This is a genomic window from Halomonas alkalisoli, assembly GCF_021412585.1.
Taxonomy (GTDB): Bacteria; Pseudomonadota; Gammaproteobacteria; order Pseudomonadales; family Halomonadaceae; genus Halomonas; species Halomonas alkalisoli.
This window is the reverse complement of the sequence record NZ_JAKCMI010000030.1, coordinates 1-25482: the sequence shown is the minus strand read 5'-3', so window position 1 is coordinate 25482 and position 25482 is coordinate 1. Positions and strand designations below refer to the sequence as shown.

26 protein-coding genes are annotated in these 25482 nt (G+C 65.7%); 14 read left to right on the top strand and 12 right to left on the bottom strand.

Translation table 11 applies throughout. The features are described from left to right. The first annotated feature begins 86 nt into the window (after nucleotides 1-86). The gene (locus LY622_RS14685; protein WP_234291583.1) at nucleotides 87-569 is read left to right on the top strand and encodes an Lrp/AsnC ligand binding domain-containing protein; all 483 of its coding nucleotides are present in this window, start codon (nucleotides 87-89) and stop codon (nucleotides 567-569) included. A 37-nt stretch (nucleotides 570-606) separates the two neighbouring features. On the opposite strand, the gene amaA is transcribed toward LY622_RS14685, so the two are convergent. Beyond that, complete coding sequence (amaA, locus tag LY622_RS14680; RefSeq protein WP_234291582.1) at nucleotides 607-1887, bottom strand: L-pipecolate oxidase; 1281 nt, start codon at nucleotides 1885-1887, stop codon at nucleotides 607-609. Between the two features lie 39 nt (nucleotides 1888-1926). Continuing rightward, nucleotides 1927-3420 carry an L-piperidine-6-carboxylate dehydrogenase gene (amaB, locus tag LY622_RS14675; RefSeq protein WP_234291581.1) on the bottom strand — a complete coding sequence of 498 codons (1494 nt, stop codon included), beginning with the start codon at nucleotides 3418-3420 and terminating at the stop codon, nucleotides 1927-1929. Nucleotides 3421-3543: 123 nt separating this feature from the next. Between amaB and LY622_RS14670 the strand changes: the two genes are divergently transcribed. Further along, the gene (locus LY622_RS14670) at nucleotides 3544-4473 is read left to right on the top strand and encodes a LysR family transcriptional regulator (RefSeq protein WP_234291580.1); all 930 of its coding nucleotides are present in this window, start codon (nucleotides 3544-3546) and stop codon (nucleotides 4471-4473) included. Between the two features lie 57 nt (nucleotides 4474-4530). Here the strand turns inward: LY622_RS14670 and LY622_RS14665 are convergent, their stop codons facing one another. The 3 genes from LY622_RS14665 to LY622_RS14655 form a co-directional block, all read right to left on the bottom strand. Continuing rightward, nucleotides 4531-4965, bottom strand: a complete 435-nt coding sequence (locus LY622_RS14665; protein ID WP_234291579.1) for a hypothetical protein — start codon at nucleotides 4963-4965, stop codon at nucleotides 4531-4533. Nucleotides 4966-5134: 169 nt separating this feature from the next. Then, nucleotides 5135-6190, bottom strand: coding sequence for a TRAP transporter substrate-binding protein (locus LY622_RS14660; RefSeq protein WP_234291667.1), 1056 nt, complete (start codon nucleotides 6188-6190; stop codon nucleotides 5135-5137). Nucleotides 6191-6264: 74 nt separating this feature from the next. Beyond that, a complete protein-coding gene (locus tag LY622_RS14655) occupies nucleotides 6265-8607 on the bottom strand; it encodes a cytochrome P450/oxidoreductase (protein WP_234291578.1) in 2343 nt (780 codons plus the stop codon). Nucleotides 8608-8792: 185 nt separating this feature from the next. Here LY622_RS14655 and LY622_RS14650 point away from each other — a divergent pair, with 185 nt between their 5' ends. The 5 genes from LY622_RS14650 (at nucleotide 8793) to LY622_RS14630 (ending at nucleotide 13183) form a co-directional block, all read left to right on the top strand. Then, nucleotides 8793-9470 (top strand): IclR family transcriptional regulator, encoded by a 678-nt coding sequence (locus tag LY622_RS14650; RefSeq protein WP_234291577.1) that lies wholly within the window; start codon nucleotides 8793-8795, stop codon nucleotides 9468-9470. Nucleotides 9471-9558: 88 nt separating this feature from the next. Further along, complete coding sequence (gene pyrB / locus LY622_RS14645) at nucleotides 9559-10590, top strand: aspartate carbamoyltransferase (protein ID WP_234291576.1); 1032 nt, start codon at nucleotides 9559-9561, stop codon at nucleotides 10588-10590. 229 nt (nucleotides 10591-10819) lie between these two features. After that, on the top strand, nucleotides 10820-11467 hold the full coding sequence (locus LY622_RS14640; RefSeq protein ID WP_234291575.1) for a hypothetical protein: 648 nt from the start codon (nucleotides 10820-10822) through the stop codon (nucleotides 11465-11467). 239 nt (nucleotides 11468-11706) lie between these two features. Next, nucleotides 11707-12462, top strand: coding sequence for an ABC transporter ATP-binding protein (locus LY622_RS14635; protein WP_234291574.1), 756 nt, complete (start codon nucleotides 11707-11709; stop codon nucleotides 12460-12462). Beyond that, a complete protein-coding gene (locus LY622_RS14630) occupies nucleotides 12455-13183 on the top strand; it encodes an ABC transporter ATP-binding protein (RefSeq protein ID WP_234291573.1) in 729 nt (242 codons plus the stop codon). Before LY622_RS14635 ends, LY622_RS14630 begins: the two co-directional genes overlap by 8 nt. A gap of 8 nt (nucleotides 13184-13191) precedes the next feature. Here LY622_RS14630 and LY622_RS14625 read toward each other — a convergent pair whose 3' ends face one another. Further along, the gene (locus tag LY622_RS14625; RefSeq protein WP_234291572.1) at nucleotides 13192-14037 is read right to left on the bottom strand and encodes a helix-turn-helix transcriptional regulator; all 846 of its coding nucleotides are present in this window, start codon (nucleotides 14035-14037) and stop codon (nucleotides 13192-13194) included. A 107-nt stretch (nucleotides 14038-14144) separates the two neighbouring features. On the opposite strand from LY622_RS14625, the gene LY622_RS14620 reads away from it, so the two are divergent. The 6 genes from LY622_RS14620 (at nucleotide 14145) to LY622_RS14595 (ending at nucleotide 20052) form a co-directional block, all read left to right on the top strand. Continuing rightward, nucleotides 14145-15374, top strand: a complete 1230-nt coding sequence (locus LY622_RS14620) for an ABC transporter substrate-binding protein (RefSeq protein ID WP_234291571.1) — start codon at nucleotides 14145-14147, stop codon at nucleotides 15372-15374. 218 nt (nucleotides 15375-15592) lie between these two features. Next, nucleotides 15593-16480 carry a branched-chain amino acid ABC transporter permease gene (locus LY622_RS14615; RefSeq protein WP_234291570.1) on the top strand — a complete coding sequence of 296 codons (888 nt, stop codon included), beginning with the start codon at nucleotides 15593-15595 and terminating at the stop codon, nucleotides 16478-16480. A 2-nt stretch (nucleotides 16481-16482) separates the two neighbouring features. Beyond that, nucleotides 16483-17466 carry a branched-chain amino acid ABC transporter permease gene (locus tag LY622_RS14610; RefSeq protein WP_234291569.1) on the top strand — a complete coding sequence of 328 codons (984 nt, stop codon included), beginning with the start codon at nucleotides 16483-16485 and terminating at the stop codon, nucleotides 17464-17466. Nucleotides 17467-17488: 22 nt separating this feature from the next. After that, the gene (locus LY622_RS14605) at nucleotides 17489-18316 is read left to right on the top strand and encodes a phosphoenolpyruvate hydrolase family protein (protein ID WP_234291568.1); all 828 of its coding nucleotides are present in this window, start codon (nucleotides 17489-17491) and stop codon (nucleotides 18314-18316) included. Nucleotides 18317-18337: 21 nt separating this feature from the next. After that, nucleotides 18338-18775 carry an SRPBCC family protein gene (locus LY622_RS14600; protein WP_234291567.1) on the top strand — a complete coding sequence of 146 codons (438 nt, stop codon included), beginning with the start codon at nucleotides 18338-18340 and terminating at the stop codon, nucleotides 18773-18775. 56 nt (nucleotides 18776-18831) lie between these two features. Beyond that, a complete protein-coding gene (locus LY622_RS14595; protein ID WP_234291566.1) occupies nucleotides 18832-20052 on the top strand; it encodes a Tm-1-like ATP-binding domain-containing protein in 1221 nt (406 codons plus the stop codon). Between the two features lie 23 nt (nucleotides 20053-20075). Here the strand turns inward: LY622_RS14595 and ruvX are convergent, their stop codons facing one another. Genes ruvX through gshB form a run of 4 tightly spaced genes read right to left on the bottom strand, consistent with a single transcriptional unit; the run spans nucleotide 20076 to nucleotide 23094 of the window. Further along, complete coding sequence (gene ruvX / locus LY622_RS14590; RefSeq protein WP_234291565.1) at nucleotides 20076-20531, bottom strand: Holliday junction resolvase RuvX; 456 nt, start codon at nucleotides 20529-20531, stop codon at nucleotides 20076-20078. After that, nucleotides 20531-21103 (bottom strand): YqgE/AlgH family protein, encoded by a 573-nt coding sequence (locus LY622_RS14585; protein WP_066445876.1) that lies wholly within the window; start codon nucleotides 21101-21103, stop codon nucleotides 20531-20533. Before LY622_RS14585 ends, ruvX begins: the two co-directional genes overlap by 1 nt. Nucleotides 21104-21141: 38 nt before the next feature. Further along, nucleotides 21142-22065 (bottom strand): energy transducer TonB, encoded by a 924-nt coding sequence (locus tag LY622_RS22565; protein ID WP_305038587.1) that lies wholly within the window; start codon nucleotides 22063-22065, stop codon nucleotides 21142-21144. 45 nt (nucleotides 22066-22110) lie between these two features. Beyond that, nucleotides 22111-23094: a glutathione synthase gene (gene gshB, locus LY622_RS14575; RefSeq protein ID WP_234291564.1), complete on the bottom strand. Its 984-nt coding sequence runs from the start codon at nucleotides 23092-23094 to the stop codon at nucleotides 22111-22113. A 164-nt stretch (nucleotides 23095-23258) separates the two neighbouring features. Between gshB and LY622_RS14570 the strand changes: the two genes are divergently transcribed. Then, nucleotides 23259-23804 (top strand): VOC family protein, encoded by a 546-nt coding sequence (locus tag LY622_RS14570; protein WP_223137485.1) that lies wholly within the window; start codon nucleotides 23259-23261, stop codon nucleotides 23802-23804. Between the two features lie 39 nt (nucleotides 23805-23843). Here the strand turns inward: LY622_RS14570 and LY622_RS14565 are convergent, their stop codons facing one another. Continuing rightward, the gene (locus LY622_RS14565; RefSeq protein ID WP_223137484.1) at nucleotides 23844-24590 is read right to left on the bottom strand and encodes a CvfB family protein; all 747 of its coding nucleotides are present in this window, start codon (nucleotides 24588-24590) and stop codon (nucleotides 23844-23846) included. 88 nt (nucleotides 24591-24678) lie between these two features. Further along, nucleotides 24679-25482, bottom strand: an 804-nt coding sequence (locus tag LY622_RS14560; RefSeq protein ID WP_234291563.1) for an aldehyde dehydrogenase family protein, incomplete at its 5' end; no start/stop codon positions are given.

The window sequence follows — 25482 nt, the reverse complement described above, 5'->3', positions numbered from 1 at the left end:
TTGTTGGCCAATTTTCCTAGGAATTGGCTCCAAATATCGCTAAATTGGTTTACCTTTGTCCTCGATAACAAGAAATGGTAGGCAATATGGCTATTAAGCTGGATCGTATCGATCGCCGTATCCTGAACCAGCTACAGGAGCATGGGCGCCTCTCCATCGTGGAGCTGGCCCATCGGGTGAACCTCACCAAGACGCCCTGCGCGCAGCGTGTGCGCCGCCTCGAGCAGGACGGCATCATCCGTGGCTACCGTGCCGACCTGGATCCGGAACAGCTCGGGGCGGGCAACGTACTGGTGGTACTGGTGACCATGGAGAAGACCAGCGAAGACGCCCTGGACCGATTCAACAGAGCCGTACGTCTGATTCCCGAAGTGCAGGGCTGCTATATGGTGGCGGGGAACTTCGATTACCTGCTCAAGGTGAGGACCCACGATATTTCGCATTATCGTGACGTGCTGGTGCAGCAGATCGGACGACTGCCGAACGTCCACCAGACGCACTCCTTCGTCGTGATGGAACTGGTGAAAGACGACGTGACGGTACCGGTTCCCATCGATCCCCTCCCCTGAGCGGCATCGCCTTTGGCCAGGTTCAGTTCAGCTCAGCTCAGCTCAATACCCGCAGGCACTGCCCCGTGTGATAGAGCGTAAAGCCCCCCTCATAGCCTGAACTTCTAAGAGACCGGGCACGTATCGGCTGGGGGGCTCGGATCGGCAGGGGTAACAAGGCGTCATCGCCGGTGATCAGGTATCTGGCAAAGCCCTTGCCCACCACGGTGCCGGTGGTGATGCCGCGTCCGTTGTAGCCCGAGACTCCCAACACGCCAGGGGCGAGTTCGAAGAGACGCAGCGTATGGTCCGGCGTGAAGGCGATTCGCCCCGTCCAGGTGCACTCCCATTCCACGGTCCCCAGCTGGGGAAAGTAGTGGCGCTGAATGCGGTTGGCCCAGCAGCGTAGGAAGGCGGCGGGCTTCCCCTCCCCCTTGCCCAGGCTACCGAGAATCAGCCGGCCCTCTGGGTCGCGGCGCAGGCTGCTCAATACCATGCGGGTATCCCAGGCGCCCTGACGCTCGGGCAGGATGTCGCCGGCGAGTGCCGCGGGTAGCGGCCGGGAAGCGACCTGGAAGAAGTGGCCGGGAAAGAAGTGATGGCGGACTTCGTTCCAGCGGTCCTCGGTGTAGGCGTTGGTGGCGAGCACCAGCCGCGCAGCCGTGACGCTGCCGTGGTCGGTGGTCACCCGCCAGTCATCCCCCGCTCTGGCGACGCCAACCACGGCGCTGTGGGTGTACAGGCGAGCGCCGGCCACCTTGGCGGCGCGCGCCAGGCCCCGGGTATAGGCGGTGGGGTTCAGGGTGCCGGCACGCCGGTCGAGCAGTGCCCGGCGAATACGCCGGGTACCCACGTACTCCCGGCAGGCGTCCGCCTCGAGGAGCTCCACGGGAGCGCCACGTCGCTGAAACTGTTCCGCGCGACGCGCCAGCTCCTGCTCGCCCCTGCCATTGTGGGCCAGGTGCAGGGTCCCCGTGCGGGTCGCCTGGCAGTCGATGCCGTGCCGCTCGATCAGCGAAAAGACGTCCGCGGGGGCGGCACCCAGAATGGCGTTGGCACGCTCGCCATCCTCCTCGCCCAGAGCCGCCATGATGTCATCCGGTGGAATCCACAGCCCCGCATTGACCAGGCCGACGCTGCGTCCCGAACCACCGCTGGGGATATCCCCAGCCTCGACCAGGGTCACGTCGATACCGCCCTCGGCGAGGTGCAGCGCGGTGCTGAGCCCGGTGATACCACCGCCGATGACCACCACATCGGCACTGTGGTCGCCCTGCAGCGCACCCAGGCTCAAGGGCGGTTCCAGCGAGGTGGATTGCCAGAGACAGCGCTCCTTCATGTTGCCTCCCATGCTTGGGCCGGGTGGACGCTGCCCGGGTCAGTCGAACCGGATACCCTGGGCCAGGGGCAGCTCGCGGGAGTAGTTGACGGTGTTGGTCTGACGGCGCATGTAGCTCTTCCACACGTCCGAACCTGACTCACGCCCGCCACCGGTCTCCTTCTCGCCGCCGAAGGCGCCGCCGATCTCGGCGCCGCTGGGGCCGATATTGACGTTGGCGATCCCGCAGTCGCTGCCCTGGTCGGAGACAAAGGCCTCGGCTTCGCGTACGTCGGTGGTGAAGACGCACGACGACAGGCCCTGGGGCACGCCGTTGTTCAGCGCCAGCGCCTCGTCGAAGTCGCGATAGCCCATGACGTAGAGAATCGGGGCGAAGGTCTCGTTCTTGACCAGCTCGTCCTGGCCTGGGACCTCGACGATGGCCGGGGCCACGTAGTAGCCGTTGGGGTAGGTCTCGGCCAGCTGGCGTTCGCCGCCGAATACCCGGGCCCCCTGCTGACGAGCCCGATCCAGGGCGGACTGCATCTGGTCATAGGCCTGGGCGTCGATCAGCGGCCCGACGAGGTTCCCCGCCATGGGGTCGCCGATGCTGATGCCCGTGTAGGCCGTCTTCACCCGCTCGAGCACCTCGTCGCGAATGGACTCATGGACGATCAGGCGGCGCAGGGTGGTGCAGCGCTGGCCGGCGGTACCCACGGCCGAGAAGAGAATCGCGCGCACGGCCATGTCCAGGTCGGCGCTGGGCGCTAGAATCATGGCGTTGTTGCCGCCGAGCTCCAGGATGCTGCGCCCGAAGCGGGCGGCAACCCGCGGCGCGACCTCGCGGCCCATGCGGGTGCTGCCGGTGGCGCTGATCAGGGGGACGCGGGGGTCGTCGGCCAGGCGCTCACCGGCCTCGCGGTCGCCGAGAATGACCTGGCTGAGATCCGCCGGGGCCTCGTCGCCGAACTCAGTCATGGCGCGCTCGAGCAGGGCCTGGCAGGCCAGGGCGCTGAGCGGGGTCTTCTCGGAGGGCTTCCACAGCAGGCTGTCGCCGCACACCAGGGCCAGGGCGGCGTTCCAGGCCCAGGGGGCGACCGGGAAGTTGAAGGCGGTGATCAGGCCGACCGGGCCCAGCGGATGCCAGCTCTCACGCATATGGTGCCCGGGGCGCTCGGAGGCGATGGTCAAGCCGTAGAGCTGACGCGACTGACCGACCGCCAGGTCGCAGATGTCGATCATCTCCTGCACCTCGCCGAGGCCTTCCTGCAGGATCTTGCCGCACTCCAGGGTCACCAGGGTACCGAGGTCCTCCTTGTGGCGACGCAGCTGCTCGCCGAACAGGCGGACCAGCTCGCCGCGGCGGGGCGCCGGCACCCGGCTCCACTGCTCGAAGGCCTGCTGGGCACGGGCGATACGGGACTCGACCGCGTCCGTTCCCTCGAGCGCGATGCGGCCGATCTCGGCGCCGTCGGTAGGGGAGGTGACGGGGTAGTCGCCTTGGCGGTACAGGGTCTCGGGCACACCGAGGCGCCTCATGACGGCATCGATCATTCTTCCTCCTCCTGCGACTCGTTATGAACATGATGATCGCAAGCAGTATTGCCGTCGTGATTGACCTGCCTCAAACGACGTTTTATACGAAGGTCATTCCTTTTTTTCCGATTGGGTACTGAAATGAGCCGCCGCCACCTGCCGACCCTCACCGCCATGCAGTGCTTCGAGGCTTCGGCCCGCCACCTCAGCTTCACCCGCGCCGCCGATGAACTGAGCCTGACCCAGAGCGCGGTCAGCAAGCAGGTGGCCCAGCTCGAGTCGGTGCTCGAGCATCCGCTGTTCCGCCGCGTCCGCAAGCGCCTGCAGGTTACCCCCGAGGGCTCGCTCTACCTGACCGAGGTGCGCAAGATCCTCGCCCAGGTCGAGATGTCGACCCGCTACATGCAGTCCTACGGCGGCCAGAGCGAGGTGCTCAACGTCACCACGCTGCCGACCTTCGGCGCCCGCTGGCTGATCCCCCGGCTCAATGGCTTTCGTTTTCGCCATCCCAATGTCTACCTGAACATCAGCAACCGGATGGAGCCCTTCGACCTCGAGGATGAGCGCGTCGATGTCGCCTTCTTCTTCGGCCATGGTGCATGGCCGAAGGCCGAGTGCATCAAGCTGCTCGATGAGGAAGTCGTGGCTGTCTGCGCCCCATCGGTGGTGCCGAAGGGCGGGATCGGGGACCCCCTGGCGCTGACCGAACTGGTGCTGCTGCAGAGCGCTACCCGTCCGGAGGCCTGGCACGACTGGTTTGCCGCCCAAGGGGCCTATACCGAGCACAGCTATCACGGCCCGCGATTCGATACGTTCTCCATGTCGCTAGGGGCAGCCCGGGCGGGTTGCGGCGTGGCGCTGGTGCCACGCTTCCTGGCCGAGGAGGAACTGAAGGCAGGACAGTTGATCATTCCCTGGGCGTTCTCGCTGACCAGTCGCGATGCCTACTACCTGGCCTACCCCGAGTACAAGGCGGAACAGGCCAAGGTGAAGGGGTTCATCGAGTGGATCCTCGAGCACCTCGACGCGCAGGCCAAGGAAGCCGATGGCAAATGGCCTGCCGGCGCGTAACGCCAGCAGCCACTTAGCAGGAATATTTGGAATGGAATCGTTGAATCGGCCTGGCCTTCAGGTCAGCTCGGCCTGGCGATCGAAGGCCGCGGCGTTGGGGCAGAAGGCGCGGCACTCATCGACGCCGGCGTCGCGGCGCATGGCGTGCCAGCAGTAGCCGGCCACCGGACAGGCGTTGCAGTTGCCACGCAGGCTCGGATAGCTGACATGCGCGGCAACGGTCGCCTTGTTTAGGCCGAACCGCTGCAGCATGGCCGGCATCAGGGTATCGGCCGGCACGAAGGCGCGAAAGCCGCCATGGTCGATATGCCTTGCGACTTCACGTTCGAAAGCCGGCTCGAGAGGCATCTTCAGGTCCTGGAGCATCTCGCTATAGGCACCGGGCGATTCCGCCTCGATCTCGCGCACCAGCCGAGGGGTGGTGGCACGATAGGTGCGTTCACAGAGACGATCCCACCATGAGCTACGCGATGACTTCGGTGTGTGATTCATGAGGACTCTCCCGTCAGGTACGTTTCCGACAGTATCGTCCCCTGGCCCTCTCCCGACATTGACACGGATCAAAATAGTTTCAAATGAAACAAAATCAATCGGCGACTGCCGTAACGCAGCGAGCACGGCCATTGGCCGTGCTCGCAGGTCGGTCGCTGGCTAGCCGGGATCAGGCCTCGGGGTCGATCACCTCGTCGGCAGCGAGCCCCTCTTCCTCACCGACCGCCTCGAGCTGCTCGAGGAAGTAGGCACGGGCGGCCTCCCCGTCGACGCCCTTCTGTTCCGCCTCTGCCTTCCACTTGCCCGGCAGTTCCGCCGCCATCTGCTGGAAGCGATCGACCTCCTCGGCCGGCAGCTCGATGAAGGTGTTGCCCTGCTGTTCGGCGAACTCGATGCCGCGCACGTCGACCACGTCCATCATGTAGCCGAACAGGCGGGACAGCCGCTCACCGGAGACGCTCTCGATCGCCTCGCGATCCTCCTCGGAGAGCGAGGCCCAGGTGTCGGGGTTGATCACCAGCGAGAAACTGCCGCGGTAGAAGCCACCCGGCATCTGCACCGTGTAGGGCAGCACCTCGGCGAGGCGGAAGCTCTTGAGGCCCTCCAGCGTCAGCATGGCGCCATCGACCACCCCCTGGGTGGCGGCCTCGTAGGTGCCCGCCGGCGGCAGCGCCACGCCGGTCAGCGCCAGGGCGTTGGAGATGTCGGCCATCACGCCGCCGCCGATGCGGACGCGCTTGCCGTCGAGGTCATCGAGGCTGTCGATCGACTCGTCGAGGAACAGCGTGCCCGGGCCGTGTACCCCCAGGCCGATCACCTCGACGCCGCGATGCTCGCCGGCCTCGGCGAAGTACTCCTTATGGGTCCGCCAGTAGGCCACCGAGGCGTGCTCGGACGGGAAGTCCTCGAAGGTGGGCAGCTCGGGCAGCTTGGTCAGCTCGAAGCGCCCCGGCATGAGGCCGTGGAACAGCCAGGTGACGTCGGCCACGCCATCGGCGATCAGCTCCATCTGCGCTCCCGGCGGGCCCATGTCGTGCACCACGTTGACGGTGACGCGGCCTTCGGTGGCCTCCTCGACCCAGCTGGCCCAGGTCGGCCAGACGATGGTGTTGACGCCGTGGTTGGGCCCGGCCCAGGTGCTGACCTGCAGCTCGGTGGCGGCGGCGCCCTGGAAGGCGCCGAGAGAGAGCGCGGTGAGTGTCGTCAGTGTCGCGAGCTTGTGCATTTTCATTGTCGTTCCTCGTGAGTCCCGATTGTCAGGATTGGCGTACGTTTTTTCTGCGTTATGGTTTTTCTGGGTCAAAGGGCCAGCACCAGCTTCTTGCCCTTGGCTCTTGAGCAACAGCTCATCAGCCGATCCTGGCCGGCCCGCTCGGCGGCGGTGAGCACCTTGTCGCGATGGTCGATCTCGCCCTCGACCACCTCGACCTGGCAGGAGCCGCACAGGCCCTCCTCGCAGTCACTGGGCACGTCGATCCCGGCGCTGCGCAGGGCCTGGAGCAGCGTCCTGTCCGGTGGCACCGCCACGGTGAGCTCGGAGTCGGTGAGCTCGGCCTCGAAGGCGTGCTCGTTCTTCGGATCGAGCAGTGCACCCTCGGCGGTGAAATGCTCCACGTGAAGACTGCCCTCCGGCCAGTGGGCGGTGCCGGCTTCCAGCGCTGTGAGCAACCGCTCCGGGCCGCAGGCGTAGAGCAGGGTATCCTCGCGCGGTTCGGCGAGCAGCCCGGCCAGATCGAGACGGCACCCCTCGTCCTTGGGGTAGAGGTGCAGGGCCTCCCCATGATCGCGCTCGAGCCGTTCGATAAAGGCCATGCTGGAACGGGAGCGCCCCGCGTAGTGCAGCTCATAGGACTTGCCCAGCCGCCTGAGACGGTCGGCCATGGCGATGATCGGGGTGATGCCGATGCCGCCGGCAATCAGCACGTAGTGCTGCGCCGATTCATCGAGGCGGAAGTGGTTCTTGGGCCCGCGCACCCGCAGCTCGATGCCCTCACGGACCGACTCATGCATCCAGCGCGAGCCGCCACGGCCGGCCTCCTCGTTCAGCACGGCGATGCGCCAGTCGCCGGCATCTGGCGAGCCGCACAGCGAATACTTGCGCGCCTCGCCGATGGGCAGCACCACGTCGAGATGCGATCCCGGCGTCCACGCCGGCAGGTCGCGCCCGGCGGGGTCGGTCAGGGTCACGCCGAGCACGCCCTCGGCCTCTGGCTCGGCGCGGGTCACGCGAACTCGCCGCACGATACTGTGGGCCTCCGGCGCCCCTACCGGAAAATCCCGCTGGGCAGTGCGCACGGCGGGATCCTGTCGCTCGGGGTTCTTTGCCGGGTCCCAGCGCACCCACAGCGCCTCGGGGCCGCGGAACGAGGTATTGGGCAGGAAGGTGAACGCCTGCTCCTCGAGTTCCAGGTGCGGCAGCCGCCGGGTGAACTCCTCAAGGAAGATGCGCATCTCCATGCGCCCCAGGTTCTTGCCCATGCACTGGTGGCTGCCGTAGCCGAAGGTCAGGTGGTCGACGGCATTGTCGCGGTAGATGTCGAGTTCGTCGGGGTTTTCGAAGTGGCTCGGGTCGTGATTGCCCGAGGCCGTGACCATCAGGATCTTGCCGTCCTCGGGAATGGTCACACCGCCCACCGCCACCTCTCGGGTAGCCCGCCGCCGCCAGGCCACCACCGAACCGGAGTGGCGCAGGCACTCCTCGGCCGCCGCGGGGATCAGCTCGGGGTTGTCGCACAGCTCGTCCCACACCGCCGGGCGCGAGAGCAGCTGGCGGAAGGCGTTGGCGGTGGCCAGCGCCGTGGTCTCGTGGGCGGCGACGATGATCGCCATCATCATCGAGTGCAGGTAATTGTCGGTGACGACATCGGGCTTCTGCCGATTCTTCTCGATCATATCGTACATCCAGCCCTTCCCCTGGGTCTGGCGCTGCATCTTCTCGAGCACCTCACCGGAGTACTGCCAGAACTTGCCGACGCCCTCGGCTACCTCGACCTGCTGTTCGGGCGAAGGCCGCCCCCAGGTATTGAGGGTATGGGCCACCGAGAAGCGGCGCAGCTGCTCCATGTCCTCCTCGGGCACGCCGAGGAAGTGCAGCGCCACGGTCAGCGGGACCTCCCAGAACATCTCGGCAACCAGGTCGGCGCGGCCGCGGTCGACGATGGCGTCGAGCTTCTCGCGCACCAGGCGGCGCACCATGGGCGCGTGGGTCTCGAGCGCCTCGGGGGAGAAGGCCTCGAGCAGCTCGCGCCGCCGCGCCATGTGGGCCGGCTCGTCCTCGTTCACCAGGGTACGGTTCATGCCGTAGTCGTAGCGCTCGAGCACCGCCTGGGCCTCTTTGCTCGCCGGGGTGATCTTTTCCAGGGCGATCGACGGCGAGAAGGTGTGGTTATCGCGGAAGATCGCCTTGATGTCGTCGTAGCGGCTCACGACCCAGTAGCCGAGCCTGGGGCTGTAGAAGACCGGCTCCTGCTCACGGGACCAGCGCAGCGCCTCGGCGGGGTCGAGCTGGTAGGGCGCCTCGAAGGGATCGAAGGCGGCAGCGGCAGCCGAGACGGGGCAGCCCGTGGGCGATACCGCTTCTTCCCGGCTCGCCTGATGGAAGGGGCAACCGCCCGCTTCGGCACGATGGGAAACTGGCGTCATGGTGGCTCCAGGTGAACGGTCTGGTTTCTCGACGGCGTGTGCCATGGTTTATTTACTTTTATCGCACACATGGTATCGTTTAACGAACTCAGTGGAGAAAATAGGCAGTTTCTCTCGTCGCGTCAAACCCTGGTGCCGCTGCGCTACCATTGCAGTGCCACTCGCCATCCGAGGTACCGCCGCCGATGTCCACTACCCTGCAGACCCTGGATCGTGGCCTGAGCGCCCTCGCGCTGATCGCCGAGCACAGCGAAGGCATGACGATTGCCGAACTCGCCAGGCAACTGGACGTGCATCGCGCCATCGCCTATCGCATCGTCGCCACCCTGGAGAGCCACGCCCTGGTCACTCGCACCAGCGAGGGGCCGATTCGCCTGGGGGCGGGTGTCGCCCTGCTCGCCTCGCGCTTCGAACCGCAGCTGCGTGCGGTGGCCCAGCCGCTGCTGCAGGCGCTGGCCAAGGCGACCCGGGCCACGGCGTTCATTTCGGTCGCCCAGGGGGAGGAGTGCGTGGTGCTCCTGGTGGCGGAGCCCGACGAGGGGCTGCTGCGAGTCGGCTACCGGGTGGGCAGCCGCCATCCGTTGACCCAGGGGGCGGCGGGGATTGCCATCCTGGCCGGGCGTCCACCCCGCAAGGATGACAGCGAGGCGGTACGCCAGGCCCGTACCGACGGCTTCAGCCTGACGCGTGGCCAGCTTCAGCGTGGCGCCGTGGGCGTGGCCAGCGCCATCGCCACCCCCCAGTTCCGTGCCGGTGTGGAGGCGTGTATCGGCGTGGTCGCCATGGACGACCTGGACACCGAGCGGGCGAGCCACGAGGTGGTCACCCATGCGCGCCACCTCGCCGAGCTGATCGGCCAGTAGCCGCTGATATTCAGCGACATTCGCCCGTGATGCGGACCGCATGGAGGGTTACACTACGGCCATTCCCGTTGCCAACCCGAGGCCTGTGATGAGTCCCCATCTGCTCTCCATCGACCCCCTGACCCGAGACCATGTCGATCACCTGCTGCGTGTCGCGGCGCGCATGGAGCCCATCGCCCAGCGGCGGCAGGTCACCCGGGTACTGGAGGGGGCGGTACTCGGCAATCTCTTCTTCGAGGCCAGCACCCGGACCCGGGTCAGCTTCAATGCGGCCTTCTGCCGGCTGGGCGGCAGCGTCTGCGACACCACCGGCTTCACCTTTTCCTCCATGGCCAAGGGGGAGTCGCTCTACGACACCAGCCGGGTGATGAGCGGCTACTGCGACGCCATCGTCATGCGCCACCCGGAACAGGGCTCGGTGGCCGAATTCGCCGCCGCCACCCATGTACCTGTGATCAACGGTGGCGACGGCCCCGGCGAGCACCCCAGCCAGGCGCTGCTCGACCTCTACACCATCGACAAGGAGTTCGCACGCCTGGGCAAGAAGCTGGCGGGGGCCCATATCCTGCTGACCGGCGACCTGAAGTACGGCCGTACCGTCCATTCGCTGATCAAGCTGCTGTCACTCTACGACCCGATGCGCATCACCCTGGTCTCGCCGCCGGGCCTGGAGATGCCGAGCCATGTGATCGACCGGGTCGTCTCCCGGGGCCACCGGGTCGAACAGCGCGACAGCCTGGCCTGCGACTTCTCCGACCTGGACGTGGTCTACACCACCCGCATCCAGAAGGAGCGCTTCACCGAGGAGATGAGCGAGAGCTTCGCCGGGGTCTCGCAGGACTTCAGCGTGGGCCGCGACTTCCTCGATGCGCGCTGCAACGACACCACCATCGTCATGCACCCGCTGCCCCGTGACAGCCGGCCCGGCGCCAACGATCTCAACGTCGACCTCAACGGCGACCCGCGTCTGGCGATCTTTCGCCAGACCGACAACGGCATTCCCATGCGCATGGCGATCTTTGCCGCCCTGCTCCGGGTGGAGGACCTGATCGAGAAGGACCTGCGCCCCGTGCGCTGGTTCGTGCCCGAGCAGACCGGCGTGGACGACGCCAATCACTAGGGAAACACTGCATAAATGTCTGCGCGGGTAAATCGCTGCGTTGCGCGGTGCGTACAGCGTTGGTCAGCGCTATGCTGATCGCAGCCGAGGAATGTGCGAAGCTAAGGGCAGCCTTGGCGCGGCCACCCCCATGACGACAGAGCTGGCGCCAGATACAGCTAGCCACCAAGCGTTCGACGACAACAACAGGCGTTGCCGGCCGGCAACCCGGAACAAGGAGACGTTACGCATGAACCTGCATCGCGCGTACATTTTACTGGCGGTTTTCTACAGCGTGCTGGTGCTGTTGGGAGCCATTGCACTGCTGGTGGGCGGGGGGCCGCTGTGGGCCCTGGTCTCTACCGGCGTGGGCGTCCTGGTGGCAACGGGGCTCTGGGGCCATACCCTCGGCAAGCCCTTCCTCAATCCGCGCATGTGGCGGCCGCTGGCCGGCCTGCTCGCCGTCGGCATCGTCGTACAGCTGCTGGCGGTATTCACCGGTGGGCTCTCCGGTGGCGAACTGACCTGGGTGCTGAGCGGTGCCATCTTCTCCGTCCTGCCGATCATCATGCTCTACCAGTATGGCAACCGGGACCAGGAGGTCTGGGCCACGCCGGAGGAGCGCGAAGGCGGCAAGATGCTGGGTGAGATGCTGTCGAAGCAGCAGGAACTGGTGCTGGAGAAGCAGGAGGCCGACAGCCAGGCCAAGGTCAAGCTGACCAAGGCCGGCGATACCTACCGGGCCAGCGTCACCCGTGGCCGCGGCGCCCAGGTGGAGCAGTTCGAAGAGACGTTCTCCTGCCCCGCCACCCTGGCCTTCTTCGTCATCAAGTACACCTGCATCTCGGTCAGCGATATCGCCGCCCACTACGACCAGGAACGCGTTCTGACCACCTGAGGCCTGGGCTTCACCTTACTGTCTCTCCGACCGGACCCCTCGCGGTCCGGTTTTCGTTGTCTACCGCCTCCCTGCACGCCGAGCCGAGCCAATGATGTGGCTTTTGGATAGCCTCACGTGCCCTGCGGCCATGGCACAGCCCCTCTGTTGCTACAACACTGAAGCTGACGGAGCGCCGCGATGCAATCACGCCGATCCCGTCGCCTCGACACCGGACAACAACAATAGCGGAGTGTGCAATGGCAGAGGCAATTATCGAGACCCGGGGCCTGACCAAGAGCTTCCGGGGCTTCAAGGCGGTCAGCGATATCTCCATTCGTATCGAGCCCGGCACCATACATGCCATGATCGGCGCCAACGGTGCAGGCAAGACGACCTGTTTCAACCTGCTGACCAAGTTCCTCGAGCCCAGTGCCGGCAGCATCTTCTACCAGGGGCGCGACATTACCCGGCTCAAGCCGGACCAGGTGGCACGGCTTGGCATGGTCCGTTCGTTTCAGATATCCGCCGTCTTCAGCCGCCTGACGACCCTCGAGAACGTCAAGCTGGCGCTGCAGCGACAGCGCGGCGAGTCCTACGATTTCTGGGCCTCCCATCACCGGCTCGACCATCATCAGGAACGTGCCATGGCGCTGCTCGAGGACGTGGGGCTCGAGGCCTGGGCCGATACCCCCGCCGCCGAGCTGCCATACGGTCGCAAGCGTGCGCTGGAGCTCGCGACCACGCTGGCGCTCGACCCTCAGCTGATGCTGCTCGACGAGCCACTCGCCGGCATGGGCGCCGAAGACGTAGGCCGCACCGCCGCGCTGATCCGCCGCGTGGCCGAGGGTCGATCGGTACTCATGGTGGAGCACAACCTGGGCGTGGTGGCCGAACTCTGCGACCGCATTACCGTGCTGGCCCGCGGCGAAGTGCTGGTGGAGGGCGATTACGCCACGGTCTCGCGCGATGAGCGCGTGATCGAATCCTATATCGGAGGAGCCCGCCATGACTGACGTCGCAGCCGTCCACGCTCCCGAGCCCATGCTGGCCATTCGCGATCTTCATGCCTGGTACGGCGAAAGCCATGTGTTGCACGGTATCGACCTGGATGTGCCGTCGGGGCGGGTCGTCACCCTGCTGGGCCGAAACGGCGCCGGCAAGTCCACCACGCTGAAGTCGATCATGGGCATCGTGCCGCGCCGCCGCGGCAGCATCCGGCTGCAGGGCACCGAGACCATCGATCTGCGTCCCTATCACATCGCCCGGCACGGCGTGGCCTTCTGCCCCGAGGATCGCGGCATCTATGCCACCCTGGACGTGAAGGAGCATCTCGAGCTGCCAGCGCGGGTCAATGACAACGGCCTGAGCACCGAACAGGTGCTGGACCTTTTCCCGCACCTGCGTGAAAGACTCCATAGCCCCGGCACCAAGCTATCCGGGGGTGAGCAGCAGATGCTGGCCATCGGCCGCACCCTGTGTACTGGAGCAAGACTCCTCCTCCTCGACGAGCCCACCGAGGGGCTGGCTCCCAGCATCGTCGAGCAGATCGGCGACACCATCCGCCAGCTCAAGGCGCAGGGCTACACCATCCTCCTGGTGGAGCAGAACCTGCGCTTCGCCATGAGCGTGGCCGACCACTTCTACCTGATCGACCACGGCCAGGTGGCGGCGAGCTATGACCGCAAGGGGATCGAGGAGGATGCCGACGCCCTGCTGGCCCGCCTTGGCGTCTAGGAAAGAGGTCAGTCACGAGAGTGCAGGCGAAAGCGCGAAGGCGAGACACCGTTCATGCGCTTGAAGGTCTTGGAGAAGGCGAAAGGACTCTGATACCCCACTCGCCCGGCGATCTCCTCCACGGGGAGATCGCTGGTCGCCAGCAGATGCGATGCGTGCTGCATGCGCAGCTGGGTGAGCTGCTGCATCGGACTGCGGCCGAATACCTTGCGGCTGATGCGTCGCAGGTGTTCGGTGCTGACATGTGCGATCTCGGCCATCTCCTCGATGCTCCACTGGCGCTCCAGTGTCGGCATCACCGCATCGAAGACGGCAACGATACGGGGATCGCGCCGCCACGGGTCGGCAAAGCGCGAGATGTAGCGCTCGATGGTGTCGACCCACATCACGCAGCTGGCCGGGTCTCCCTGGCCGTGGAACACCTCGCTGTAGAGGCCCAGGATGGCGTACTTCATGGGCTCGGGATCGAAGTCCTGCATGATCGGCGCAATGGTGCCCACCACCGAGCGTGGCGCGCTGGGCAGATAGCGCAGCCAGCAGTACTGCCAGCGCTTCTTCGGTACGGCGTGGAAGGCGTGCAGCGCGTGGGCCGGGGCGAAGGACATCATGTTGCGCCGCATGGTGCACCAGCGCCCGTCGAGCAGCATGCGTCCTTCGCCACCAAGAGAGCCGTGGATATAGGCACCGCTCAGCCGGGTTCGAACGATGCGGTAGGGCACCGCAGCATCACCGAAGCCAACGTGGGAGATATGCCGCTGCTCGAGGACGGGACAGTCCGCGGCGCGCACGATCCACTGCTGGGTATCGTCGCCGACTATGTGTGTTTCGGATAGCTGTTCGTGCTCTGTAGCCATGGCGTAATCGCCCTGATTGGCCCTAACTGATAGTGGCAATGGAAAACAAGAACGTTCTAATCAGAGCAAAGTACAACAATAACTTCCAAAGTGAACAGGAGAAAACAATGCCAGCCAAAAACTCCTTGAAAACCCTGATGGTGTCTTCCGCCGTACTGAGCCTGGGGGGCCTCTCCAGTGCCATGGCAAGCGAAGGCTATTCCGACGACGTGGTGCGAATCGGCGTGCTGACCGACATGTCGGGTATCTATACCGACCTTTCCGGCGAGGCGGCGGTGGAGGCCGTGCGAATGGCCGTCGAGGACTTCGGTGGCGAGGTCAACGGCGTGCCCATCGAGGTCATCCATGGCGATCACCGCAATCGTGCCGACACCGGCGCCAGCCGTGCCCGCGAGTGGTACAACAATGACGGCGTGGACATGATCAACGACCTGTCCAACTCCGGGGTCGCGCTGGCGGTGGCCGCCGTGGCCGACGAGCAGCAGCGCCACGCCATTTCCAACTCGGCGTCCAACATCGGGCTGACCAACGACTACTGCTCGCCCTATGTGACGCACTACACCTACGACGCATACTCACTGGCTCACGGCACCGGCAAGTCGATCGTCGAGGACGGTGGCGACACCTGGTTCTTCCTCACCGTGGACTTCGCCTTCGGCATCGGGCTCGAGGAGCAGGTATCCGAGGTGGTACGCGAGGCCGGCGGCCAGGTGGTTGGTGCCGCACGACACCCGCTCGACACCACCGACTTCTCCTCCTACGCCCTGCAGGCCCAGGCCTCCGGCGCCGAAATCATCGGCATCGCCTCCACCGGCGCGGATGCCATCAACGCCATCAACGCCCTGGCGGAATTCGGCGTTACCCCGGATCAGCGGCCGGCAGCCCTGCTGCTGTGGTATGACGACATCGTCAGCCTGGGTCTCGAGACCGCCCAGGGCCTGCTGCTGACCAATGCCTTCTACTGGGATGCCAACGACGAGACCCGCGAGTTTTCCCAGCGCTTCTATGAGCGCACCGGGCGCATGCCCAACATGGCGCATGCCGGCAACTACTCCTCCACCATGCACTACCTGAACGCCGTCGAGGCCGCCGGCACCGACGACGCCACCGCGGTCTCCGAGGCAATGCGCGAGATGGAGATCAACGATTTCTTCGCCTCTGGCGGCTATATCCGCCCCAACGGCCGCATGGTGCATGACCAGTACCTGTGGGAAGTGAAGTCGCCCGACGAGTCGGAGTATGACTACGACTTCATGCGCCTGGTAACCACCATCCCCGGCGAGGAAGCCTTCCAGCCGCTGGAGAAGAGTTCCTGTCACCTGCTCAATGGCAGTTGATGTCCTGCCATTCGTGCCCGGCCATGGCCGGGCACGAACCTCCACTCTTTGTCAGAGGGGTGTTTACAAATGTCACGAGCGACGGCCAGGCAAGGCGAAATCGGCTGAAAAAGCGGAGTTTACCGGGTGTTAAATGAGCATTTTAAGGCTGATTTCAACGCCGCATGGCCTAGCGCAGTAATTTGTCATCCCCCTCTTAGCCCTGTGAGCAAGTGACAATGGACATATTAGGTATTCCCATACAGGCCCTCATGGGCCAACTCATGCTGGGTATCGTCAACGGCTCCTTCTATGCGGTTCTTAGCCTGGGGCTGGCGATCATCTTCGGCGTGCTCAAGATCGTCAATTTCGCCCACGGCGCCTTCTTCATGGTGGGGGCGTTCACCGCCTTCCTGCTGGCCCAGTACATGGGCGCCAACTACTGGATGACTCTGCTCCTCGCCCCGCTGCTCGTGGCGCTGTTCGGCATGGCATTCGAGTTCCTGTTCCTGCGCCGCCTCTATGGGCTCGACCCCATCTACGGCCTGCTGCTCACCTTCAGCCTGGTGCTGGTGCTGGAAGGAGGCTTCCGGGTTGCCTTCGGCTCCTCCGGCCAGCCTTTCGCCACGCCCGAACAGCTGCGGGGCACCATCAACCTGGGCTTCATGATCCTGCCGCTCTATCGTGGCTTCGTGATCGTCTCGGCACTGCTGCTGTGCCTGGTCACCTGGTATGTCATCGAGCGCACCTCGCTGGGGGCCAACCTGCGTGCCGCCACCGAGCGCTCCGAGCTGACCCAGGCCTTCGGCGTCAACGTGCCTCGGCTGATCACCCTGACCTATGGCGTGGGCGTGGGCCTCGCGGCCTTTGCCGGCGTGCTTGCCGCCCCGATCTTCCACGTCAACCCCTCCATGGGCTCGAGCCTGGTGATCATCATCTTCGCCGTGGTGGTCATCGGCGGGCTCGGCTCGATCATGGGGGCCATCGTCACCGGGCTGGGCCTCGGCGTGGTGGAGGGCTTCACCCGGGTGTTCTATTCGGAGTTCTCCTCCACCATCGTCTTCCTGGTCATGGTGCTGGTGCTGCTGCTACGTCCGGCCGGCCTCTTCGGTAGAGAGGAGGGCTGAGCATGCGACCGTTGTCCTCTGCCCTGCTCGCCCTGGGGCTGCTGGCCCTGCTGGCGGTGCCCTTCTTCCCGCAGCTGGTCTACTCTATCTTCGTCATGAAGACGCTATGCTTCGTGCTCTTTGCATGCGCCTTCAACCTGCTGCTGGGCCATACCGGCATCCTCTCCTTCGGCCATGCTGCCTTCTTCGGTACCGGTGCCTATGTGACGGGCGTGCTGGTCAAGGCCTATGGCGTGCCCACCGAGCTGGGCATTCTCGCCGGCGGCCTGGTGGCCGCCGCGCTGGGCGCGATCATCGGTGCTCTGGCCATCCGACGCAGCGGCATCTATCTGGCCATGATCACCCTGGCCCTGTCGCAGCTGGTGTTCTTCTTCTTCCTGCAGGCGCCGTTCACCGGCGCCGAGGACGGCCTGCAGCGCATTCCCCGCGGCACCTTCCTGGGCATCGTCGACCTGCGCAACGACACGGCGCTCTACTACGTGGTGCTGGGCATCGTCGGTGCCGGCCTGTGGCTGGTGTGGCGCACCGTCAACTCGCCCTTTGGCCACGTGCTGCGGGCCATCCGCGAGCATGAGCCCCGCGCCATCTCGCTGGGCTATCCCGTGGCCCGCTACAAGGTACTGGTCTTCACCATCTCGGCCGGCCTGTCCGGCGTCGCCGGCGCACTCAAGGCGATCGTCTTTCAGCTGGCGGCCCTCTACGACGCCCACTGGCACACCTCCGGCGACGTCATCCTGATGACGCTGATGGGTGGCATGAGCACGGTGTTCGGGCCTGCCGTGGGGGCCGCCCTGGTCTCGGCACTCAACCATTACCTGGATCCGTTCGGTGCCTGGGTCACGGTGATCACCGGCCTGGTGTTCATGACCTGCGTACTGACCTTCCGCCAGGGGGTGGTGGGCCAGCTCGGCCAACTGCTCCGCTCCCGCCGACCCTCAGCGCCCGCCGCCAAGGTCGACTCGCGCCCCCACACCAATCATCGATAAATGGATCACAAGGAGAACCGCTATGCCCACCTTCGATAGACAGGAGTTGATGAGCCGCTTCCAGGACATGGTCGCCCGCGGCCAGCCGATCATCGGCGGCGGTGCCGGCACCGGCATCTCGGCCAAGTGCGAGGAAGCCGGCGGCATCGATTTGATCGTCATCTACAACTCGGGGCGCTACCGCATGGCGGGGCGCGCCTCTTCCGCCGGCCTGCTGGCCTATGGCAATGCCAACCAGATCGTTCAGGAGATGGCGCTGGAGGTCCTGCCGGTGGTCAAGCACACCCCGGTTCTGGCCGGGGTCAACGGCACCGACCCCTTCGTGATCATGCCCAAGCTGCTGCGTGAGCTGAAGGAGCTGGGCTTCTCGGGGGTGCAGAATTTTCCCACCGTAGGCCTGATCGACGGCACCTTCCGCATCAGCCTGGAGGAGACCGGCATCACCTACGGCAGCGAGGTCGACATGATCCGCCAGGCCCACGAGATGGACATGCTCACCACACCCTACGTGTTCTCGGCCGACGAGGCCGTGGCCATGGCGAAGGCGGGCGCCGACATCATCGTGGCGCACATGGGCGTCACCGTGGGCGGCACCATCGGCGCTGAGTCGTCCAAGAGCCTCGACGAATCGGTGCGCCTGATCGATGACTGGGCCGAGGCAGCCAGGCGCGTGCGCCGGGACGTGATCATCCTCTGTCACGGCGGCCCCATTGCCACCCCCGAGGATGCCACCTATGTCATGAAACAGAGCGAGCACTGCAACGGCTTCTACGGCGCCTCCAGCATGGAGCGCCTGCCAACGGAAATTGCTCTCACCGAACAGATTCGCCGGTTCAAGGCCATTGCCTGATCGACTCAAGGAGACGCCACCATGACCAGGGTCTACGTCAGCGCCGTAATGCCGATCAGCCTGGAGCAAGCCTGGCGCGTGCTGCGCGATTTCAACGGGCTGCCCGACTACCACCCGTTCTTCGCCAAGAGCTATATCGAGGACGGCAAGCCCGCCGACCAGCTCGGCTGCGTACGCCATTTCCACGACCACGATGGCAATCACATCCGCGAGGAGCTGCTCTCCCTCTCGGACCGCGACCACCTCTGCTGCTACCGTATCCTCGAAGCCCCCGCCCTTCCGGTACAAGGCTACGTGGCGGAAATGCGCCTGAAGCCGATCACCACCAGCGGGCAGTGTTTCGGCGAATGGTGGGCGGAGTTCGAAGTGGCCGAGGCCGATCGCGAGGATGTCATGCAGCGGGTGTCGGACACCTTCCGGCTCGCCTTCGAAGGGGCCGCCGAGCGCTACCAAGGCTGATGCTACCATTCCGATAACAATCAGGCCGGCGCGACGCATGCCGGCCAGGAGGCACCATGGGACAGAAAGCCTTCATCATCGGCACCTGTGATACCAAGGCCGTGGAGCTATGCTACCTGCGCGACCTGCTGCGGGCGGCAGGGGCCGAGGCACTGATCGTCGACGTGGGCACCGGCGGCAACGCTGCACCCGAGGCAGACATTCCCGCCAGCCAGATAGCCGCCTGTCACCCTCAGGGCGCCAAGGCAGTCTTCGTCAACGACCGCGGTCGGGCCGTGGGTCAGATGGCCGAGGCGTTGCGTCGTTTTCTCGCGGAACGTGCTGATGTCGGCGGCGTCATCGGGATCGGCGGCTCCGGCGGCACCGCGCTGATAACGCCGGCCATGCGCGACCTCGACATCGGCGTGCCCAAGGTAATGGTCTCCACTATCGCCTCGAGCAACGTCGCGCCTTACGTCGGGCCCAGCGATATCGCCATGATCTACTCGGTGACCGACGTGGCGGGGCTCAACCGAATCTCGCGTCGCGTGCTGGGCAATGCCGCCCATGCGCTGCTCGGCATGCTCCAGGGCCGGATTCCCGAAGTCGCCGAAGACAAGCCGGCGATCGGCCTGAGCATGTTCGGGGTCACCACCCAATGCGTGAACAGGATCACCGAGGCACTATCGCCGGGGTACGACTGTCTGGTCTTCCATGCCACCGGTACCGGTGGGCGCTCGATGGAGAAGCTGGCCGCGAGCGGCATGCTGAAAGGGCTGCTGGATATCACCACCACCGAAATCTGCGACCTGCTGATGGGCGGCATCTTCAGTGCCGGCGAGACACGGCTGGACGTACTGGGACAGACCGACCTGCCTTACGTGGGCTCCTGCGGTGCTCTCGATATGGTCAATTTCGCCGGCCCGGAAACGTTACCGGAGAAATACCGACAGCGGCTTGTCTACGAGCACAATCCCCAGATCACCCTGATGCGCACGACCGCCGAGGAGAACGCGCAGATGGGACGCTGGATCGGGGAAAAGCTGAATCGTTGCCGGGGGCCGGTGCGCTTCCTGCTGCCCGAAGGCGGTGTCTCGGCACTGGATGCCCCGGGACAGCCTTTCCACGACCCGGAGGCAGACGCCGCTCTGTTCGCGGCCCTGGAAGCCACCGTACGGCAGACGCCGGAGCGTCGCCTGATCCGCGGCCCCTGGCATATCAACGACCCGGAATTCGCCGCCGCGGCCATCGCAGAGTTCCAGGAATTGATGCGCACACAGTCGCTGTCTTCAGGATGAGGCAATGAGCCGGTCCTGGTGAATCAGCCCGCCGGCAACCCCTCCTGGCGGGCGAACCAGCTTTCGAGTATCAATACCGCCGCGATGCCGTCGACACCGTCGTCGCGATAGCTCTTGTCACGATCACGCAGGTGTCCCGCCTCGCGGGCGATGGCCTTGGCCTCCCGGGTGGAACCACGCTCGTCGACCATCTCGCAGGGTTTGCCATAGCGGCCGTAGAGCCGCTTGCCGAACTTGCGCGCCCGCAAGCTCATCGCCGACTCGGTACCGTCCATGTTGAGCGGCAGCCCCACCACGAACAGGTCCGGCCGCCACTCCTCCACCAGGCGCGTGACCCGGTTCCAGTCGGGAATGCCGTCGCGGGCCGGCAGCGAGTCGAGGGGGCGGGCACTGGCGATCATCTCGTTGCCCACTGCCACGCCGATGCGCCGGGTACCGAAGTCGAAGGCCAGGATCAGGCGCTTGCCAGCCTCGGCCATTACGAATGGCCGGCTTCACGCGTCATCAAATTGAGGTCCACGCCGAGGATACCGGCGGCGGCCGTCAGGCGCTGCTCCGGCGGTACCTCGAAGAGGATGTCGGCGCGCCCTTCCACGGTCAGCCAGGCGTTGTCGAGCAGCTCGGCCTCGAGCTGCCCCGCCTCCCAGCCGGCACAGCCCAGGCAGACGAGGAACTCCTTCGGTCCGCGGCCGGCCGCCAGCGCCAGCAGGATATCCATGGAGGTGGTCAGGGCGATATCGCTGTCCACCTGAATACTGGAATCCCAGCCTTCGCTCGAGCCACGATGTAGGATGAAGCCGCGATCCTTGTGCGTGGGTCCGCCATAGTAGACCGGTGCATTGCGGTGTGGGCTCTCTTCCGCCTCAAGCTCCAGCTGCTCGAACAGGGCATCCAGGCTGATATCCAGCGGCCGATTGACGATAACACCCATGGTGCCGTTCTCGTCATGGTCACACAGGTAGCTGAGAGAACCGGCAAAATTCGGATCTTCCAGATGAGGCATCGCCATCAGAAAATGGTGTTTCAAGCCTAAGCTTTGCGCAGATTGCATGTGACTCCCGGACGGCAGGCCCAGCTCGTGCCAGGGCCCTACCGCACGCCGAAATGATTGCCTTGTCCGAACCGCCAGACCCGGGTAATGGAGAGGCTGTCCAGCTCTCCCATGCCGCTGTCGAAGGGCCGGTAGGGGCCCGCGCCATGGACGGTATCCAGTGCCGCCTGGTCGAGTTCGGTATGTCCTGACGATTGTACCACCTCCGCCTGACGGAGCTGACCATCTCGTCCAATCACCACGCGGATGCGCAGCTGTCCGTCCAGGTGGCGAGGTGCCGGGTGAACCCGGTTGCCATAGTCCTCCACCCGTCGCGTCCAGTCGTCGATATAGCGGGCCTCGGCGGCGCGCTGGGCCGCCGGCCGCTGCGAATCGGCGGAGGGGCCCTCCACGCTGGGCGCCAGCCCCTGCTCGCGAATGCTGCTGGTGGCCTGGGCCAGCAGGTCGCGGCCCGATGCCGATGGGGCCGCCGTGGCCGGCGCGGTGGGCGACTCGCTGGCCTGGGGAGCGCTTTCGCGGGGTTCGGGAACGGCGCTCTCATCACGGGCCACTTCCGCTGACGGCGGTGCCTCCTCAGCGGGGGCCGGCTCCGTCTCGCTTTGAGCCGCACGCTCCGGCTCCGCCGTGGTGGCCGGGTCAACCGCGCTCTCCGGCGCCTCCAGCACGGGTATCTCCTCCATGGCCGCCGCCCGCGACTCGGCGGGAGCCTCTTCGGAAGGCTCCCCGGCAGCCTGCTGATCGGCCTCGGCCATGGCGTCCGCCTCCACCGGTATCTCGGCGGGCTGCGTCACCAGCACCACATCCAGGCTCGAGCGTTCCGCCGGAGCCGGCGCAAACCGGAAGCTGGCCACCACACCGATCAGGGCCAGATGCAGCAGCAGCGCAGCCGAGAGCGCCAGCCAGCGGCGATAGGACCGCGTGACCGGAGCATAGCGGATGGGATCGCTGATGGTGACCGCCATGGTATTCGCAGGCTCTCCTCGTACTGGATGTGTGGCGATATGGGGTTACCGCGCCAGGCGTCGCTCGATGGCATCCATCAACAGCCCGGCGATATCGGTACCACGCTGGTCATCGATCTCGCGCACGCAGGTGGGGCTGGTGACGTTGATCTCGGTGATGTAGTCGCCGATCACGTCGAGGCCAACGAACATCAGCCCCCGCTCGCGAATCATCGGCTGCACCTGCTCGATCAACCAATAGTCGCGCGCGGTCAGCTCACGGGTGACGCCCGTGCCCCCGGCGGCCAGGTTGCCGCGGGTCTCGCCGGCCATGGGCACCCGGGCCAGGCCATAGGGCACCGGTTCACCGTCGACCAACAGGATGCGGGTATCGCCATCCCTGATCTCGGGAATGTAGCGCTGGGCCATGATCTGTCGCTGGCCCCGCTCGGTGAGCGTCTCGATGATCGCCCCCAGGTTTCGCCCTTCCGGCTGCACGTGGAAGATGCCGCTGCCGCCCATGCCGTCCAGTGGCTTGAAGATCACGTCGCCATGCTCGGCGTGGAAGTCGCGCAGCACCGGCTCGCTGCAGGAGACCAGGGTCGGCGTACAGCACTGCGGAAACTCCTGGGCAAAGAGCTTCTCGTTGCAGGCGAGCAGCGCCACCGTAGGGTTGACCACCAGGACGCCCTCGCGTTCGGCGAAGCCCAGCAGGTGCACCGCGTTGAGAAAGTGGCTGTCCACCGGCGGATCCTTGCGCATCAGGATCACGTCGAGCTCGGCGAGCGGGGTGGGTTCCGGTGCGCCCAGGGCATACCACCGCTCGGGGTCGCGAAAGGCGGTCAGGTCGCGCATCCGCGCATGGGCGCGGCCATCCTTCAGGAACAGGTCCTCCTGCTCCATGTAGTGCAGCGACCAGCCGCGCTCCTGGGCGGCCCACAGCATGGCCAGTGTCGTGTCCTTCTTGTAGGTGAGGTCGGCGATGGCATCCATCACCACCCCTACCCTGAGGGCACGTTCGCTTGTCGGCTTGCTACTCGGCTTGCTCATCGGCTCCGGGCTTCCACGAATGGATTGGTGTGGGCGAAGTATGCCGCAGGCTCGAGGGCAACACCAAGGCGGACCCGATGCGTTGCGCTTGACTTCATCAATCACTGCCACTAGATTTAGTTTCAGTTGAAACTATTATAGCGCACCGCCAAGAGACCCACGCCATGATCGATATCCAGCAGATTCATCACGTCGCCTATCGTTGCCGCGATGCCAAGGAGACCGTCGAGTGGTACCAGGACAAGCTCAATATGGACTTCCTGGTCGCCATCGCCGAGGACCGGGTGCCCTCCACCAAGGAACCCGACCCCTACATGCACCTGTTCCTCGATGCGGGCAACGGCAATATCCTGGCCTTCTTCGAGATCCCCAATTCACCGCCCATGGGCCGCGACCCCAACACCCCGGAGTGGGTCCAGCACATCGCCTTCCGCGTGGCCGATGAGGCCGCCCTGCTGGCGGCCAAGGAGGAGCTGGAGAGCAAGGGCGTGAAGGTGCTGGGCCCCACCGAGCACGGCATCATCCGCTCGATCTACTTCTTCGATCCCAATGGGCATCGCCTGGAGCTGACCTATGAGAAGGGCACCCCGGCACAGATGAAGCAGCTTCGGGAAGTGGCCCCGGCCATGGTCGAGGAGTGGTCCAGGACCAAGCGGGCGCCCAAGCACGCCGCCTGGCTGCACGAGGAGGAGTTCAAGGCGCTCGACTGAGCGCCCCTTCGATGAAGACCGATCCAGGCGATCCGGGGATCAGGCTGGGTCGCTCGTTGCCCCGGGCACCAGGCGAATACCGCTCGCCTCGATGACGATCAGGCGGCGCTTGTAGAGCCGCCCGATGGCCTGCTTGAAGGCATTCTTGCTCACCCCCAGCCGGGCCTTGATCACGTGGGCCGGGCTGGCATCGGAGAGCGGCAGGTAGCCGCCGCTTTCCCGCAGCGCCTTGAGCACCTGCTCCCCCACCACATCGAGCCGAGCCGGCCCCGGCGGCAACAGCGAAAGGTCGAGGCGACCATCCTCGCGCAGCCGCTTGACGAAGCCGGGCACACGCTGGCCCCGACGCAGCGGCCGGGTCACGTCATCCTGGTAGAGCAGGCCCCAGAAGCGATGGTCGACCACCGTCTTGTAGCCGAGGTCGGTGCGGTCGGCGATGACCAGCACGACCTCATCTCCCGCGGCGTAGCCGGTGGCCTCGTCCTGAACGAATCGGTCGAGCTTCTGGGAGGCCACCGGCCGGCCCTGCTGATCCTCGTAGATAATCACCAGCACCCGCTTGCCGGGCGTGGGCCGGAAGCGCTGCTCACCGTAGGGCAGCAGCAGGTCCCTCGGATGCCCCCAGTCGAGGAAGGCACCGGTCTCGTTGACCGTCACTACCTCGAGGTAGGCCACCTCGCCCACCGCTGCCTTCGGGGCACGAGGCCGACTCTCACGGCCGGAGGGTTGAGGCGGGCGGGACGCTGTGGGCCGACCGTTACGACGATCGTGAAAGGAGGAGGACATGGCGAGGGTTCCGCAGGAGTGTGCGGGCATTATGGCAAAAAAAGGCGGCGCCGGGTTGCCCGGGCCGCCAATAGAGAACTCCCCTGCTTCAGGCCTCGCGCTTGCCATCCACCAGCCGCGACACACCCCAGGGGTTGCCGTCCTTGAGCGGCTCCGGCAGCAAGCCTTCCGGCAGCGCCTGGTAGCACACCGGGCGCAGGAAGCGGAAAATCGCCGCGCTGCCCACCGAGGTGGTGCGGGAGTCCGACGTCGCCGGGTAGGGCCCGCCGTGGACCATGGCGTGGCACACCTCCACGCCAGTGGGCCAGCCGTTGGCCAGGATCCGCCCCGCCTTGCGCTCGAGAATGGGCAGCAGGCCTTTCGCCACGGCGAGATCGCCGTCGTCCATCTGCAGGGTAGCGGTGAGCTGGCCTTCGAGCTGGGCCGCCACGCGCTGCATCTCCTGCGCGTCCTGGCACTCGATCACCAGCGAGGTGGCGCCGAAGACTTCGGCCTGCAGCGCCTCGTCGGCGAGGAAGTCCGCCGCACTGGCCACGAACAGCCCGGTCTGGCACTGGTACGGGCCGTCGCCACTCTGGCCGCGAGCGATCTCGCGGACCTTGGGATGACCGGCCAGCGCCCCGAGGCCGTCGGCATAGGCGCCGTGGATGCCGGGGGTGAGCATGGTCTGGGCGGCGCTGCCCTTGACGGCGCTGCCGGCGGCTTCGATGAAGGCATCGAGTTCGGGCCCCTTCTCCGCGATCACCAGCCCCGGGTTGGTGCAGAACTGCCCGGCGCCCATGTTCATCGAGGCGACTAAGCCCTCGGCGATCTTGTCGCCGCGCGCCTTCAAGGCCTCGGGCAGCAGGAACACCGGGTTGATCGAGCTCATCTCGGCGTAGACCGGGATCGG